Origin of the sequence: Haloarcula salina, assembly GCF_010119195.1 — an archaeon.
Classification (GTDB): Archaea; Halobacteriota; Halobacteria; order Halobacteriales; family Haloarculaceae; genus Haloarcula; species Haloarcula salina.
Genome location: NZ_WRXL01000001.1, coordinates 354,594 through 369,539 on the forward strand (window position 1 = coordinate 354,594; position 14,946 = coordinate 369,539).

Consider the following 14,946-nt stretch of genomic DNA (forward strand, 5'->3'; position numbering starts at 1 on the left):
GCTCAGTCCCGCGGCTGGATCGTTCCACCGCCCAGTCCCTCCCAGGCGACTCGGTATCCGAGGCGCGAGAGGGCGGCGCTGTCGTCGGCGATGCCGTAATCGGCCAGTCGGTCGGCGGCCGTTTCGTAGGCCATCCCCGCTTCGATGTCATCGGCCAGTTCGTCCAGAACGCTCGGGCGAACCAGCGTGCGCCCGACGCGCTCGTGGTCGGGGAACGCAGCGTCGGCGAGCGCGTCCTCGCTGACGCCGTAGTCCGCGGCGAGGTCGGCGAGCGAGACGACGGCCGCGTCGGGCCGCACCTCGTCGGGGATGGCGGCGGCGCTCTCGCTGACGAGTCGGTCCTCGTAGGGGCGCAGGGCGTCGCGCACGTCCTTCACGCGGACCGTCCCTGAGTACGGGATGGCCCGATTGTCGGTCGCCTCGACTGCGTCGCCCACGCCGAGGGACTCGTCGACGGCGACGAGCATCGCCACGTCCTCAAGGTCCCCGAGGCGGTCGAGTTTCTTCGCGACGTACTCCGGCGTCCAGAACCCCATGATCTCGAAGAAGACGCGAAAGGGCGGGTCGTCGGGGCCGTCGCCGGCCGCTCGCTCGCCGGCGTCCCTGAACGTCTCCCGAACGCCCCCGTCTGTTCCGGGCCGCCACTCGAAGGCGAAGTCGGGGATGACGACGTGTTCGCCGGCGGCCAGCGGCTCGGGTTCGCGGATCAGGTCCCAGTCCAGGTCGAGCGCGGCGAACCGCGCGGCGAAGTCCGCCTCGACGCCGCTGTCGTAACTGACCTCGGTGACGGGGTCGACGCCGGGTACGGACACGTCGGCGTCGGAAAGCGTGAGTTCCCGCTCCGTCCCCCGGTCGTCGATCGTCGCCACCAGGTCCCACTCGTCGGCGGCCGCGACGGTCCGCAGGAGGCGAGCGAAGCGCGTCCCGTACCGGCGCGTGTTCGAAAACAGCGCGTCGGGGCCGGTGACGACGACCTCGCGACCGCGATCGGTCCGTCGGATCTCGTACATGAGCCGGAGGCGCTTGACCGCCGAGACGAGCGCCTTCGGGTCGGAAGAGCGGACCCGGACCTCCGTCGCGTCGAACAGCGCCGTCTGGGCCAGCGAGAGGTCGTACTGGGTCCGAAGTTCGGCGGGTCCCCACCGCGAGTCGACGGCGGTGAGGACCTGCTTGGACTCCCGGTCGGCGTACAGCGCGTCGGCGAGCGTCGACGCGTCCGTTCCGAAGTGGTCCGCGGCGTCGGCGACCGCCCGGTCGCGCTCGGCCTCGCTGACGACGCCGACGCGCTCCGCGGCCTCGAACACGCGGCGGCGCGCCCGCTCGGGGTCGACCGGGGCTCGCGTCTCGAAGGTGGCCTCCCGCTCGACGAGCTTGGCGAAGCCGCGGACCAGCTTGAAGTCGTCGGCCTCGCGTTCCAGGTCCGCGAGCGCGGCCTGGAGGTCCGCGCGCGACTCGCCCACGTGGCCCTGATACACGCCGAGGACGCGGGCTGCGAGTCGCTCCGCGTCGTCGTCGGCAAACCGGAGGTGGTAGCCGCCGCCCGCCCGCGAGACGCGCAGGAGGTCCTTCGTGAGCACGTTCGAGCGTGCGACGCGCAGCGACAAAAACGCAGGGAGTCGGCGTGACGGTGGCGAGAGCGCCGGCGGGTCAGATCACCGCGGTGTCGACGCCCGGTCCTCGAACGTGACAGTCACGGCGACCTCGTCCTCGATCGACCGACCGATGGCTCGCTCGAGGTCGCCGACGAGTCCCGGATATCCGCGTTCGGCCGGCCGACTGACCGCGACTGACACCTCCCGATCCAGTCGGTAGACCGTGACGCCGCCGAAGCGGGTCTGCACCGAGAGCAGTCGGAGTTCCGCATAGGCGTCGTCCGACAGCGTCTCGGTGACGGCGGCGTTGACGGCGGTCTCGACCTGCATCTGCTGGGCGGTGACCGTCCCCGCGCCGGCGAACGCGACCAGGAGCAATAGCACGGCGATGGCCGTCGGCGCGTGGGCGCGAACGGCCTCGGCCGGAGACGCGTCTGCCTCCCAGTCGAGCGGGCGGAACCCCAGCCACCAGAGCACCAGGAACCCGGTGAGATTGATCGACGTGACGTTGACGACCAGCAGGATACCCGCACCGAGCGCGACGGCGGGCAGGCCCCAGGCGATGCCGACGCCGACCGCGGCGGCGGCGGGGATCAGCGCGGCGGCGATCATCACGCCGACCAGCGAGACGGGGAGCGCCGTCGCCAGGCCGAAGGCACCGGCGGCACCGGCACAGAGACCGACGGCCATCGAGAGAAAGCCCGGGGAGATTCGCTGGGCGATCTGCTGGACCGTCGTGACCCGGAGGCGCGCGGGGACGAACCCGCTGTATCGGATGAACAGGCCGAACACCGCCGCGCTCGCGACCGCGACGACGAGGCCGAGCAACTGGTCGCGAACCCCCTCGACGATGAGCTCGCGGTCGCTGAGCGCCGTCCCGACGCTGGCGATGAGCGCCGACCCCACCTGTGGGGCGATGACCATCGACCCGACGACGACGGCCGGCGAGTCGAGCAACAGCCCCGCCGTGGCGACGATGGCGCTCAGGATCGTCATGCCGTAGTAGGTCGCCTTCCCGGGATTCATTCCCCGAGCCCGACCGCGGAGTTCGTCGTGCGAGATGCGGTCGTCGTAGTTCCGAGCGGAGTTCGACTGGTCCGGTCTGGCGGTCTCGGCCGTGCCGACGACCGCGTACCGATCGGTGTCGAGACCCGCCGCCTCCATCTCTGCGAGCACCTCGTCGATCGCCTCCGGCGGGAGCGGAAACTGGAGCAGGAACGCAGTCTCGTCGGCGCTCTCCTCGACCGTCCGAACGAAGCTGATGTCGCGGTCGTCGAGGACGGCCCGGACGTCGTCCAGTTCGTCCTCGGTGACTCGAATGTGTATCAGCCGCACTACTCGCTCCTCCCCCACCGCCGCTCGCGAAGTCGTGCGCCGAGCATCTACCCGGCCATCATGGGTTTCACGCTTACTTATACAGGTAGTAACCCAGGCGACCGCACAAGGCGACGGTCCGGCGGCGCGCTATCGCCGCCGCCTGGCGACCCGTTCCTCGGCCGTCTCCTCGGTGACGAGTTCGTACAGCAGGGCCCGCGAGCCGTCGTCTTTCGGACGCAGGATGCGACCGAGCCGCTGCGTGAACTCGCGCTCGGAGCCGCTGCCCGAGAGGACGACGGCCACGTTCGCGTCGGGCACGTCGACCCCCTCGTCGAGGACGTTCGCCGTCACGACCCGCGAGTAGGACCCGTCGCGGAACCGCTCCAGTATCTCGCGGCGCTCGCTCGCGCCGGTCTCGTGGGTGATCGCCGGGACCAGGAATCGCTCAGAGAGCCGGTAGACGAGGTCCGTGAAGGCGGTGAATACGATGACTCGGTCCCCGCGGTGGCGGTCCAGGATCTCCGCCAGTCGGTCGACCTTCCGCTCGGCGTTCATCATCACCTCGCGGGCGCGCTGTTTCGCCAGCAGGGCCTCGCGCGCCGCCGGATCCGTCCCCGAGCGCTTGACCAGTTCCTGGTAGTCGCTCCCAGAGCGGAGCTGGATGTTCGAGCGCTGCAGGTAGTCCGTGAACGTTCCCTGTTCGTCCTCGTATCGCTCGCGCTCTTCGGGGGTGAGCGATACCTCGATGCGCTTGATGTCGTAGTCCGCGAGGTGCTCGCCCGCGAGATCGTCGACCCCGACCCGCTGGACGAGCGGCCCGACGAGGCCCTCGATGACGTCGTGCGCGCCGTCCGGCCGCTCGAACGTCGCCGTGAGCCCCAGTCGGGCCGGAGCCGCGAGCAGGCGGGCGATGTCGCGGTACCCCTCGCCGCCGAGGTGGTGGACCTCGTCGAAGACGACGAGCCCGAAACGGTCGCCGAGCTCGTCGGCGCGGAGGTACGCCGAGTCGTAGGTGGAGACGGTCACGTCCTCGACGCGCTGCTCGCCCCCGCCCATGCGACCGACGGGCCGGTCGAACTCCCGTTCGAGTTCCCGCTGCCACTGTTCCAGCAGGTCGATCGTCGGGACGACCACCAAGGTGGGCGTCCCGAGCGCGACCATCGCGGCGATGCCGATGACGGTCTTCCCGCTCCCCGTCGGCAGTTCCAGACAGCCCCGGTCGCCGGCGGCGCGCCACGCGTCCAGCGCCGATTGCTGATACTCCCGGAGGTCGTACGTCGTCGAAAGCGATACCGGAGGCAGCGGGCCGACGCGGTCCGCGTACGCGACGCCGCGCTCGTCGAGCGCGGTCACCAGGTCGGCGTACCGGTACGCCGGCGCTCTGGCGGATTGGCTCCGCTCGTCGCGCTCGACCCCGGGCAGGTCGGTCGGCGGCGACCCGCTCACGCGAATCGTCCCCGACTCGAACGTCAGTTCCAGCACGGCCGACGGTTCGCCGCTCCCGCCGATAACGCTTTCGCGGCGGCTGCCGACCGGGCACGCGTCCGCCGCGGAGCCCTCCGGGCACCGTCGTTTCGCACTGACTCCGGGAGCACAGTTTACGTCCGTCCAGACCGAACAGTCCCCCATGACACCGACTCGCTCGACGCTGCTCGCCCTCCTGGTGTCGCTGTCGCTCGTGCTTGCGACCGTGCCGGCCGGTGTGACGGCGATACAGATGACCGACACACAGACGGCCACGGACACGCTGACCGTCGATCGCGACGGCTCCGCCGACTACCGGTCGATCCAGGCTGCCGTCGACGCCGCCGACAGCGGCGACACCGTCGCAGTCCGACCCGGCGTGTACTACGAACAGATCACCGTGGCCGAGAACGTCACGCTGGTCGCACCCGACCGGGCGATACTCGACGGCTCGCGGTTCGTCAACGGCACCGCGCTGCGCGTGACCGGCGCGGCCGCCCCGAACGTCACCGGCTTTACGATGCGTAACTACCGCCTCGGCGTCGTCGCGAACGACACCACCGGCGACTGGACGCTTCGTGACTCGACCGTCATCCGCGCCAGCGTCGGCGTCTACGCGCCCAACGCCAGCGGGAACTGGACGATCGCGGACTCGGCCGTCTCCAGCACGACCTACAGCGGCGTCTTCGCCCGCGCGACGACCGGCGAGTGGACGATCCGCGACACCCGCTTCGTCGAAGTCGGCGGCGACGGCGTCGACGTCCGCCGCTCGACGGGCGACTGGACGGTATCGGACATCGTCGTCGACCGCTCCGGCGCGGACGGCGTCGACGCGTCCGGGACCACCGGCGACTGGACCGTACGGAACACGACGGTCCGCCGCAGCGACACCGGCGTCAAAGCCATCGCCAGCCGCGGCGATTGGACCGTGACCGACCTGACCGTCCAGCGCAGCGACACCGGCCTCGTCACGGCGTCGACGAGCGGCGATTGGACGGTTTCTGATGCCACTGTTACCACTCGCGAGATCGGCGTCTTCACCGCCCGAACCACCGGCGCGTGGACGATTCGGAACAGCACCATCGATAGTCGGTTCCAAGGGATTCACGCCGCCGGGACGAACGGGTCCTGGACCGTCAGCGACTCGTCGATCACCGTCTCCGGGAATGCGGACGCGATCGGCGTCGACGCCCGCGACGCCGCCGAGGGCTGGTCGCTCGATTCTGTCGACATTCAGAGCACCGGCGTCGACGTTGCCGAGTGACCGCAGGACGCGACTCCAAACGGTCCGGCGCCGTCGTCCGGAAAACGAAGCCCTTAATTAAAGCACCCCCCTCTCCCCGAGTGCGGGACCGTGGGGTAGCGGTATCCTCGGCGCATGGGGTGCGTCGGACCTGAGTTCGAATCTCGGCGGTCCCACTTCAACTTCTACCAGATGCCGACACCTGTACGCTTAGGTAACCGAGGGTCCAAATTCCTTCGTCTATCCCCTAGAATTTAGTCGCTCTTTAAATACCTCTGAGAGACGACCGGTCACCCACCGACGCGCTGTCCGAGACTACTTTCACTTTCACTCCGGACATGGCTGATGTCCTTTATCCTGCAAACAGGAACGGCTCACATGAACAGCACCGGCGATGCCGATCGGGTCGGACAGAGATGCCTGGGGGACGGGCATGAGTAGATCCGTCAGCGAGAAACTCGGCGAAGGGTGGCGGATGATGTGCCCTGAGAACCATCACACATTGGAGGATCAGGTCGGACCGACGGTCTACTGTGAACAGTGTAACTGCGCCTATCGGTACGACGACCTCATCGACAAGGCGGAACTGGGCAGTGGAAAGCGGGGCTATCGACACTAGTGTCCAGCTCACAGACCTCGCAAAAGAGATGGTAGCGATTCAGGCACCGCATTCGTCTTCGAGTCCCACCCTGTGCCTGATGTGGACGCAAACGGTCGGCCGGGGACACCGAGAACCACCGGTCGGGACCAGCGCCGTCGCGCCGGCGACGCAGTTACCGTCCGTTCGGGAACAGTCTAGACAGGAGTCCGCCGCGTGACGAGGGATCGAAGTGGCAGTAGGCGAGGAGGAGCACCGCGCGGTCCGTGAGCGCGACGCGTTTGGTCTGTTCGTCGTATTCGACGACGCCGGCGTCGGCCAGTTTCGGGAGGTGCGTCTGGTGTAAGGAGACGTAGACGTTCTTGCGCTGGCTCGCGGAGACGTCGGCGCCGCCGTACTCGGACTGGGCGAGGTGGTCGGTGATCGCTGGGACGGCCGATTCACCGCCGACGGACTCGACGAACCGGAGGAGATCGCGCCGGCGGCGGTTGGAGAGGAGCGAAAAGATCTGGTCCTCGGTGAGTCGGTTCGTCTCGCTCGCCTCTGCTCGTCGATTACTGGCCATTCGGGACACCGGATACGATGGGTAAGGTCTCTGTCGGATATATCCGTTCGTACCACATTGCCGTGGGTACGAGCGAGTTACACCATCGGAGTGAGAGCCGTCGGTGCGGCTACGGATGACGAATCGGCGTCGGCATTCGGTCGCAATCGAAAGTGGGACGACGGGCTACCTCAGTCTGCGACCGACGTGACGGTCGGGTCGGCGACGTCGACCAGCCGGCCCGGTGCGATGGGGAAGACCGCCTCCGGCGTCCCCGCGGCCGCCCAGACCGTCTCGAAGGTTGTCAGATCGGCATCGAGATACGTGGGGACGGAGCGCTCGTGACAGAGCGGCGGGACGCCGCCGATCGACCAGCCGAGCGTGGCCTTGATCTCGTCGGCGTCGGCCATCTCGACGGCGTCCGCGTCAGCGCCCTCCAAGTCAGCGATGCGGGACTCGCTGACGCGGTTCGCACCGCTGGTCACGACGACCACGAGGTCGTCACCGGCCCGGAGGGCGATCGAACTGGCGATCTGGGCCACGTCGCAGCCGACGGCGGCCGCCGCGTCCGCGGCCGTCTTCGTCCCCGCGGCGAACTCGTGGATTTCGATTTCGAGGCCGTGGGCGTCCCGAACCCGCTGTTGGAAGCGCTCTGCGCTGGGATGCATAGTCGGTCGGTCGAGTGGACCACACCTATCGGTTTCGACGCGTCGAGCGCAACTTCCGAGTAGACGGACCACGTACGGAGGCGTGTGTCCGAAACGTACGTGTGCGCCCAGTGCCAGGCGACCGTCGACCGGAGTTTCGAAGTGAAGTCGATCATCCGCACCTGCGCCGAGTGCGGGACGAACGGTCGGTTCCTGCATCGCTCGTTCGTGGACTCGCTGTCGGAGATCGCGGTGGGGAACCGCCCGGACGGGTGGGAGGAGATGGCACTGGACGAGCGGTTCGAAGCGGCCCTTCGGCAGGGTCTCATCACGTTTCGGAGAGAGTGAACCGGACACGCTCGCTCGGCTCGCGTCCCGGGAAACCGCACCTCGTGTCACTCGGCGCGGGACGCGCTCAGTAGCGTCGACTCAGTCCCACTTCGCCCCGGGGTTCGTCACCGCGCCGTTGGCCGCCGACCCGAACGCCTGCTCGTCCACCTTTTTCTCGTCGCCTCCTCCGTTCGCGTCGCTCACTCGGGAGACTCCTCGAAAAACCTGGGCCAAAAACGGGACGCTCGCTCGGCTCGCGTCCCGGGAAACCGCACCTCGTGTCACTCGGCGCGGTATCTTGTCGGCGCGGGCTCAGTCCCACTTCGCCCCGGGGTTCGTCACCGCGCCGTTGGCCGCCGACCCGAACGCCTGCTCGTACTTCGCCAGCACACCGTTCGTGTACGGCGGTTCGGGCTCGTCGCGGGCGTCGAGGCGCTCCTCGATCTCCTCGTCGGAGAGGTCGACTTCGAGCGTCCGCTCGGGGATGTCGACGCGGATGTGGTCGCCGTCTTCGAGCGCGCCGATGGGGCCGCCGACGTAGGCCTCGGGCGCGACGTGCCCGATCATCGGGCCGCGCGTGCCGCCGGAGAAGCGGCCGTCGGTCAGGAGCGCCACGTCGTCCTCGTGGCCGGCCCCGACGACGGCGGCGGTGACGCCGAGCATCTCGCGCATCCCGGGGCCGCCGCGCGGTCCCTCGTTGCGGATGACGATGGCGTCGCCCGAGGAGATCTGTCCGGTCTGGACGTACTCCATGGCGTCCTCCTCGTTCTCGAAGACGCGTGCGGGACCCTCGTGGTGGAATTCGTCGTCGCCGGTGACCTTCAGGACCGCGCCGTCGGGCGCGAGGTTCCCCGTGAGAACCCGGATGGCTCCCTCCTCCTGGTACGGGTCGTCGACCGGGTAGAAGAACTCCGCGTCGATCTCGTCGTCGTCCGGAATCGCGCCCTGCTCTTCGAGGTGAGCGAGTTCCTCGGCGATGGTTCGGCCGGTCATCGTCATCGCGTCCCCGTGGATCAGGCCCGCGTCGAGCAGGCGGCGGATGACGACGGGGACGCCGCCGATCTCGAAGAGGTCGTTCATGACGCGCTGGCCGCCGGGCTGGAGGTTCGCGATCTTGGGCGTCCGCCGAGAGATCTCGTCGAACTCGTCGATGGTGAGGTCGATGTCGGCCTCGGCCGCGAGCGCGAGCAGGTGGAGGACGGCGTTCGTCGACCCGCCGGTCGCCACCTGGAGCGTGATGGCGTTCTCGAACGACTCCTTCGTCAGGATGTCGGACGGCCGGCGGTCGTTCTCGACGGCATCGAGGACGAGCTCGCCGGCGTCCTCGGCGATGTCGTAGCGGTCCTCGTGTTCGGCCGGGGCGGCGGCCGACCCGAGCGGGGCGAGACCGAGCGCCTCGGAGATGGAGGCCATCGTGTTCGCGGTGAACATCCCGCCACAGGAGCCGGCCCCGGGGCAGGCGTGGCGCTCCATCTCGTCGAGTTCGTCCTCGGTCATGTCGCCCTCGGCGACCGCGCCGACGCCCTCGAAGACGTTCTGGATGGTGACCTCGCGGCCGTCGTGCTCACCGGGCATGATGGAGCCGCCGTAGAGGAAGACGCTCGGCAGGTCCGTCCGGATGGCCGCCATCATCATGCCGGGCATGTTCTTGTCGCAGCCGCCGATGGTGACGATGCCGTCCATGCGCTCGCCGAAGGTGACCAGTTCCACGGAGTCGGCGATCATCTCGCGGGAGATGAGCGACGCCTTCATCCCCTCGGTCCCCATCGAGATGGCGTCCGAGATGGTGATGGTCCCGAACTCGATTGGCATCCCGCCGGAGTCGTCGATGCCGTCGTAGGCGGCATCGGCCACGTCGTCTAAGTGAACGTTACACGGCGTGATGTCGGCGGCGGGGTTCGCGATGCCGACCATCGGCGAGGCGAGGTCCTCGTCGTCGTAGCCCATCGCACGGAACATCGCGCGGTGGGGTGCCTTCTCGACGCCCTCCGTGACTTCGTTGCTGCGCAGGTCCGGGTCCTTTTCCGGACGCTCACGGCGTTCCTGCTTGCTCATAATTCACCGTCGCCGCGGGCGACCTTAAATAACTTGTAGTCGCGATACCGTCCCGCATGGACGGCCGGGGAATCTCCGGTGACAGTAGCTTCTTTCCGGGGCGGTGTCAACCCCCGCCCATGCCGACGGTCACGACCGCCGCGCGACTCCACTTCGGCTTTCAGAACCTCTCGCTGGCCCACGAACGCCTCTACGGGGGCGTCGGCCTCGCGCTCGACGAGCCGCGGCTCGCGGTCCACGCCGAGCGCGCGGACGAGCTCCGCTGTGACGACGGGGCCGCCGAGCCGTACGTCCGACGCGTGGTCGACGCGCTCGACGTGCCCGGTGCGGCGGTCACAATCGAGGAGCGGTTCCCGCGCCACGTCGGCCTCGGGAGCGGCACCCAGCTCGCGCTCGCGACGCTCGTGGCCGTCGTCCGCGCCTACGACCGGACCGCGGACGCGCGGACGTACGCCCCGCGACTGGGGCGGGGCGGCCGCAGCGGCGTCGGCGTCGCTACCTTCGAGGACGGCGGCTTCGTCGTCGACGGCGGCCACCCGACCGAGCGCTTCACCGCGGAGCCGCCCGCCGAGGGCGACTGGGACGTGCCGCCGGTGCTCGCCCGCCACGACGTGCCGGCCCACTGGCGCTTCGTCGTCGTCGTGCCGGACTCCGATCCCGGACAGAGCGGGTCGGAGGAGGACCGGAGCATGCGACAGGCCGTCGAGCGGGCCGACCCCGGCATCGCCGACGAGATATCGACGCTGCTGACCCGGCGACTGCTCCCGGCGATCGCCACCAGAGACCGCCGCGACTTCGGGCAGGCCGCGGCTCGGCTGGGCCGGCTGAACGGCGCGTGGTACGCAGACGAGCAGGGCGGCGTCTACCGGCCGCCGGCGGGGTCGATCGTCGATGCACTGTCGCGCGCGCCGTCGGTGTCCGGGGCCGGCCAGAGCTCGTGGGGCCCGACCGTCTGGGGGCTGACGACCGAGGAGTACGCGTCGGAAGCCAGCGAAGCCGGCGCGCTGGCGCTCGACGAGGCCGGCGTCGAGGGGAGCGTCCGCGTCGTCGCTCCGCGCAACGTCGGGGCCTCGTTATCAGAATGACGAACCCCGGCCAAGCGTTTAAGCGACCCCGTGGGTGAGAGGAGGTATGGAGCGCATTCCGTTCGGAATCCGGCAGCTGGACTCCATCATCAACGGCGGCGCGCCGGTCGGGAGCGTCGTCCTGCTCTCGGGGGAGGCCGGGGCCGGCTCCCGGGAGTTCATGCACACGAGCGCGCTCGTCAACGGCCTCCAGCAGGTCGACGCGGAGAGCCACGACCTCTACTACGGCGACCTCTCCGCCGACGCCGTCGCCCCTGAGGAGGTCCACTACATCTCCTTTACCGCGAGCGAGTCACAGCTCGTCTCGGAGATGCGGCTGGCGATGGCCGACGAGGTGGTCGAGAAGGGCAGCGAGGCCGTGCAGTTCCACGACCTCTCTGAGCGGTACTTCCACATCAGCCCGGTCCCGCGGAGCTGGTACGCGAGCGAATCAGCGTCGATCACCGACCTCCGGGCCCGCCACGAGCGGGAGGAGCTGCTCGGAACGCTCGGGATGACGCTCAACGAGGTCGCCCCCGGGAACCTCGTCGTGATCGACTCGCTGTCGGACCTCGTCAGTTCGATCGGCGACGAGATCAGCTGGTCCGACATCAGTTCGCTGGTCGCCGGCATCCAGAAAGCCGCCCACGAGTGGGGCGGACTCATCCTGTTGCACATCAACCACGAGACGCTCTCGGACGTCCGTCACGGGCAGCTCGTCGACTCCTCGCACGGGACGATGGAGTTCGCCTGGGAGACCGGCGGCTCGTCGCGGGCGCGGACGCTCGTCGTCCGGCAGTTCCGCGGCGTCCTCTCGCAGATCGAGGCGGAGGACATCGTCCAGTTCGAGACGGAACTCGGCGACGCCGGCTTCGACATCAGCGACGTGCGGAAAATCCGATAATCGCACGACGCCACTCACGGTATGGGCCACCTACACCGTCGCTGGCAGTGATTCGACCAGTACGGCCGCCTCTCTCGATTTCTGAAATGGGCGGTAAACCCTTATCAGTGTCGTTCATTAAGGGTAGCGTAATGTCCTCCGAGTCGACGGATGACGGAGGCGTGCGCGTCGAGCTAGCCGCGGATATGGACGAGTGGCTGACCGAGCGAGCGGAGGCACTCGGCGTCCCCCGCGAGGCCGTCGTCGAACAGCTACTGGCCTCGTACAAGGCGACGGCGGACTTCGACGACGAGACGGCGGCGGTCGGCGTCTCTCGCGACGAGCTCGACGCGGTCGTCGCCGCGACCGTCGACGAGAAGCTGAACGGCGAACTCGACTCGGCGGCCGACGACGCCTTGCAATCTCGGCTCCCCGACATCGTCGACGGCGTCGAGGAACGCCTCGACGACCGGATCGACGACCTCCAGGCCGACTTCCAGGGGAAGATCGAGGACGTCCGCGAGCGGGTCGTCCAGGTGAAACGCGAGACGGACGGGAAAGCGCCGGCCGACCACAACCACGAGGAATTTGACCGGCTCGACGCGCTCGGGCAGGAGGTCGACGGGCTCGACCGAGAACTGGCCGAGCTGCGGTCCGACCTCACCGTCGGTCTCGAAACGCAGGAGGCCGCGGTCGAGGACGTCGACGAGCGGCTGAGCGACCTCCAGGACAAGCTCACCCGGGTCGCGTGGGTCGTCAGCGACCTCCGGGAAGACCAGGGCGGCCGCGACGCGGCTCAGCGGGCGGTCGACCGCCTGAAGCGGGCGGCGGCACAGGAAGGGATCTCTGCGGCCCGCTGTGAGGGTTGCGACGAACAGGTCCAGATCGGCTTGTTGACCGAACCGAACTGTCCGCACTGCAACGCGACCGTCTCGGACGTGCGCCCGGAGGGCGGCATCTTCCGGACGAAAGCGCGGCTGGTGACCGCCGCGCAACTCGAATCGGGGGCGACCGATGACTGACGACGAGGACCCCTTCGAGCGACTCGACCCGGTCGACGACCGCGATGGGGACCCCTTCGAACAGCTCGACCCGGCAGACGACGGCGAGGAGACGACCGGCGACGACGGAGGGTCCAACGGGGACGGTACAAACGACACGTCCCCCGCCGGAACCGAATCGACGACTGGTTCGGGCGGGCACGGCCAGTCGGCGGACGACCCGGATCCGACGATAGACGACGACCTCCTGTCGGCGGTCGACGTCGAGGAGTTTCGCACCGAGACGGACGCCGACGACCCGTTCGCGGACTTCGAAGACGCCCGCGACGATCCGTTCGGGGACACCGAGGGCGCGTTCGAGCGCGTCGACGTCGACCACCTCGACGCCGACAAGGTGTGGGCCGAGATCACCGGCGACGGCGAGGACGCCGACGCCTCCGAGGACCGCTACGCCGAGGTGTCGAAACACCGCTACTGCGAGCAGTGCGAGCACTTTTCGGAACCGCCGAACGCCCGCTGTACGAACGAGGGAACGGAACTCGTCGAGTTCCTCGACATGGAGACGGTCCGCCTCCGGGACTGTCCGGTCGTCGCCGAGCAACACGACCTCGAGAGCGAGCAGTAACGGCTTTCCGACTCGGTGTCCGAACGGTCGGTATGCAGTTCTGCGACGACTGCGGCTCGATGATGCACGCCGACGGTGACGAGATGGTCTGTCAGTCCTGCGGGGCCCGCGTCGCCAAGGACGAGGAGCGCGCGGCCGAGTTCGTCACCACGGACGAACAGAGCGGCGACGAACTGATCGAGACCGAGGAGGGAGCGAACTTCGAGGGCAAGCCGACCGCCGACGACGTGACCTGCGACGAGTGCGGCCACGGCAAGGCCTGGTACACGATCAAACAGACCGGTTCGGCCGACGAGCCGCCGACGCGCTTCTTTAAGTGCCAGGAGTGTGGCCACCGCTGGCGCGAGTACAACTAGAGCAGCGACTTCAGGATCCGCAGTTCCTCGTCTTCGCTGATGTTCTCGGAGTCCATGCAGGCGTGGACCACTTTGTGAACGAGCTCGGGGTCGTCGAACACGCGCGCCTGGGCCTGTGTCGCGCCGCTGCCGTCCGTGACGGTCTCCATCCGGCCTTCGAGGTCTTCGATCTGCGTCGAGAGCTGGTCGACGGTCGACTGGACGGTCTCGACCGTGTCGACCACCTCGGGCGACGACTGTCGCGAATCGGTCGTCGACGGGCCGGCCGCCGTCGGTTCCTCGCCGTCGAGGACGGCGTGAGCGAACGATTCGCGCTCCGACCAGTCGAAGCCGTCGATACTGTTGACGCGGTTGCTGATCGTCGAAGCGGTCACGTCGAGCACTTCGGCGAGGTCGCGCTGGGACGCCGTCGGGTGCTCGGTGATCGCCCGGAGCGTCTCGCGTTGCGTCGGTGAGAGGTCTGCCGGGGCCGGATACGACGGCGAGTCTGTCTGATTCGTGACGGGCGCTGTGGCGCCGTCTTCCGTCGTGGGCGCTGAGGTATCGGTATCCATTGTCGCGGTGGGGTCGTCGTCCGCAGACGGTGTCCGGTCGGCGGCATCAGTGTCAACGATGTCGTCGTCCGCAGACGGCACGTGGTTGGCGGCATCGGTATCCACGACGTCGTCTTCGCTCGCCGGGTCGCCGTGCTTTTCGAGCACCCGCTCGACGAGGTCCGGCGTCGCGCTCGGAACCTCGGCGGCGAGGTCTTCGATCGACGCTTCGGGGTTGTCTGCCGCTACGTCCAGGATTTGCTTGTGACGCATCGATTTCGGGGCCGTTCGGCCCTCACTTGATTTGCTCATTCCTAACACCACAGGGGAGAGGGGCGGCGACCGCTGTGCCCCTACAGGTTATCTAATTGAACAGTTTCAGTGGTATTATCAAAAAGTTTTGGTTTGCATCAAGTATCGGATGTTTCCCTCGATTCGGAAGTAAAGATGCCGTTAAACGAAGCGGCTTCCGTCTCTTGATTCCGTGCGCTATACTTGCGGTTGCAAGCCGGCATCTGACTGTGATTCGGATCGACATCAATAGTAATAATTTTTATAAATATATGTCTGACGGGACGTAGATAACCCGGTATATTCATGGACTGATGGTTCTGCCGGACCGAGAATCCCGCTCGCAACGTCGTTCGTCGCGGGCCGTCGGGAGCGCTTCGGCGTAGAGTCCGATAGGACGGTC

At 68.1% G+C, this 14,946-nt stretch carries 15 protein-coding genes and 1 tRNA gene; 9 read left to right on the plus strand and 7 right to left on the minus strand.

Annotated features, from left to right (window positions below):
* Positions 1 to 2 precede the first annotated feature (2 nt).
* The 3 genes from GM656_RS01930 to GM656_RS01940 all read right to left on the minus strand — a co-directional run bounded on the left by GM656_RS01930 (position 3) and on the right by GM656_RS01940 (position 4,391).
* Entirely contained in the window at positions 3 to 1,577 is a 1,575-nt protein-coding gene (locus GM656_RS01930; RefSeq protein WP_162411963.1) for a DUF790 family protein, read from the minus strand.
* Positions 1,578 to 1,652: 75 nt separating this feature from the next.
* Positions 1,653 to 2,927 (minus strand): TIGR00341 family protein, encoded by a 1,275-nt coding sequence (locus GM656_RS01935; RefSeq protein WP_162411964.1) that lies wholly within the window; start codon positions 2,925 to 2,927, stop codon positions 1,653 to 1,655.
* Between the two features lie 129 nt (positions 2,928 to 3,056).
* A complete protein-coding gene (locus GM656_RS01940) occupies positions 3,057 to 4,391 on the minus strand; it encodes a DEAD/DEAH box helicase family protein (protein WP_162411965.1) in 1,335 nt (444 codons plus the stop codon).
* Between the two features lie 145 nt (positions 4,392 to 4,536).
* Here GM656_RS01940 and GM656_RS01945 point away from each other — a divergent pair, with 145 nt between their 5' ends.
* The 3 genes from GM656_RS01945 (at position 4,537) to GM656_RS01955 (ending at position 6,235) form a co-directional block, all read left to right on the plus strand.
* Entirely contained in the window at positions 4,537 to 5,637 is a 1,101-nt protein-coding gene (locus GM656_RS01945; protein WP_162411966.1) for a right-handed parallel beta-helix repeat-containing protein, read from the plus strand.
* A gap of 84 nt (positions 5,638 to 5,721) precedes the next feature.
* Positions 5,722 to 5,792: transfer RNA gene (locus GM656_RS01950), tRNA-Pro, on the plus strand.
* A 257-nt stretch (positions 5,793 to 6,049) separates the two neighbouring features.
* The gene (locus GM656_RS01955) at positions 6,050 to 6,235 is read left to right on the plus strand and encodes a hypothetical protein (RefSeq protein ID WP_162411967.1); all 186 of its coding nucleotides are present in this window, start codon (positions 6,050 to 6,052) and stop codon (positions 6,233 to 6,235) included.
* A gap of 154 nt (positions 6,236 to 6,389) precedes the next feature.
* On the opposite strand, the gene GM656_RS01960 is transcribed toward GM656_RS01955, so the two are convergent.
* Together GM656_RS01960 and GM656_RS01965 are read right to left on the minus strand one after the other, a co-directional pair.
* Positions 6,390 to 6,779, minus strand: coding sequence for a DUF7344 domain-containing protein (locus tag GM656_RS01960; RefSeq protein ID WP_162411968.1), 390 nt, complete (start codon positions 6,777 to 6,779; stop codon positions 6,390 to 6,392).
* Positions 6,780 to 6,949: 170 nt separating this feature from the next.
* Positions 6,950 to 7,426 carry a YbaK/EbsC family protein gene (locus GM656_RS01965; protein ID WP_162411969.1) on the minus strand — a complete coding sequence of 159 codons (477 nt, stop codon included), beginning with the start codon at positions 7,424 to 7,426 and terminating at the stop codon, positions 6,950 to 6,952.
* Positions 7,427 to 7,510: 84 nt separating this feature from the next.
* Between GM656_RS01965 and GM656_RS01970 the strand changes: the two genes are divergently transcribed.
* A complete protein-coding gene (locus GM656_RS01970; RefSeq protein ID WP_162411970.1) occupies positions 7,511 to 7,753 on the plus strand; it encodes a hypothetical protein in 243 nt (80 codons plus the stop codon).
* 294 nt (positions 7,754 to 8,047) lie between these two features.
* Here the strand turns inward: GM656_RS01970 and ilvD are convergent, their stop codons facing one another.
* Positions 8,048 to 9,790: a dihydroxy-acid dehydratase gene (ilvD, locus tag GM656_RS01975; protein ID WP_162411971.1), complete on the minus strand. Its 1,743-nt coding sequence runs from the start codon at positions 9,788 to 9,790 to the stop codon at positions 8,048 to 8,050.
* 119 nt (positions 9,791 to 9,909) lie between these two features.
* Here ilvD and GM656_RS01980 point away from each other — a divergent pair, with 119 nt between their 5' ends.
* From GM656_RS01980 to GM656_RS02000, 5 genes are all read left to right on the plus strand, one after another.
* Positions 9,910 to 10,875: a beta-ribofuranosylaminobenzene 5'-phosphate synthase family protein gene (locus GM656_RS01980; protein WP_162411972.1), complete on the plus strand. Its 966-nt coding sequence runs from the start codon at positions 9,910 to 9,912 to the stop codon at positions 10,873 to 10,875.
* Between the two features lie 46 nt (positions 10,876 to 10,921).
* Positions 10,922 to 11,758: an RAD55 family ATPase gene (locus GM656_RS01985; protein ID WP_162411973.1), complete on the plus strand. Its 837-nt coding sequence runs from the start codon at positions 10,922 to 10,924 to the stop codon at positions 11,756 to 11,758.
* Positions 11,759 to 11,889: 131 nt separating this feature from the next.
* Entirely contained in the window at positions 11,890 to 12,759 is an 870-nt protein-coding gene (locus tag GM656_RS01990) for a hypothetical protein (protein WP_162411974.1), read from the plus strand.
* Entirely contained in the window at positions 12,752 to 13,363 is a 612-nt protein-coding gene (locus GM656_RS01995) for a hypothetical protein (RefSeq protein ID WP_162411975.1), read from the plus strand. The genes GM656_RS01990 and GM656_RS01995 overlap by 8 nt, the downstream gene beginning before the upstream one ends.
* A 32-nt stretch (positions 13,364 to 13,395) precedes the next feature.
* Entirely contained in the window at positions 13,396 to 13,719 is a 324-nt protein-coding gene (locus tag GM656_RS02000) for a transcription factor S (protein WP_162411976.1), read from the plus strand.
* Here the strand turns inward: GM656_RS02000 and GM656_RS02005 are convergent.
* Positions 13,716 to 14,525, minus strand: coding sequence for a MarR family transcriptional regulator (locus GM656_RS02005; RefSeq protein ID WP_162411977.1), 810 nt, complete (start codon positions 14,523 to 14,525; stop codon positions 13,716 to 13,718). The genes GM656_RS02000 and GM656_RS02005 overlap by 4 nt on opposite strands.
* Positions 14,526 to 14,946 lie beyond the last annotated feature (421 nt).

What these genes read in the sequence shown, in the direction of transcription:
- GM656_RS01945 (WP_162411966.1), top strand. Translation starts at nt 4,537, where the DNA reads ATGACACCGACTCGCTCGACGCTGCTCGCCCTCCTGGTGTCGCTGTCG.
- GM656_RS01955 (WP_162411967.1), top strand. Translation starts at nt 6,050, where the DNA reads ATGAGTAGATCCGTCAGCGAGAAACTCGGCGAAGGGTGGCGGATGATG.
- GM656_RS01960 (WP_162411968.1), bottom strand. Translation starts at nt 6,779, where the DNA reads ATGGCCAGTAATCGACGAGCAGAGGCGAGCGAGACGAACCGACTCACC.
- GM656_RS01965 (WP_162411969.1), bottom strand. Translation starts at nt 7,426, where the DNA reads ATGCATCCCAGCGCAGAGCGCTTCCAACAGCGGGTTCGGGACGCCCAC.
- ilvD (WP_162411971.1), bottom strand. Translation starts at nt 9,790, where the DNA reads ATGAGCAAGCAGGAACGCCGTGAGCGTCCGGAAAAGGACCCGGACCTG.
- GM656_RS01980 (WP_162411972.1), top strand. Translation starts at nt 9,910, where the DNA reads ATGCCGACGGTCACGACCGCCGCGCGACTCCACTTCGGCTTTCAGAAC.
- GM656_RS01985 (WP_162411973.1), top strand. Translation starts at nt 10,922, where the DNA reads ATGGAGCGCATTCCGTTCGGAATCCGGCAGCTGGACTCCATCATCAAC.
- GM656_RS01990 (WP_162411974.1), top strand. Translation starts at nt 11,890, where the DNA reads ATGTCCTCCGAGTCGACGGATGACGGAGGCGTGCGCGTCGAGCTAGCC.
- GM656_RS01995 (WP_162411975.1), top strand. Translation starts at nt 12,752, where the DNA reads ATGACTGACGACGAGGACCCCTTCGAGCGACTCGACCCGGTCGACGAC.
- GM656_RS02000 (WP_162411976.1), top strand. Translation starts at nt 13,396, where the DNA reads ATGCAGTTCTGCGACGACTGCGGCTCGATGATGCACGCCGACGGTGAC.
- GM656_RS02005 (WP_162411977.1), bottom strand. Translation starts at nt 14,525, where the DNA reads ATGCGTCACAAGCAAATCCTGGACGTAGCGGCAGACAACCCCGAAGCG.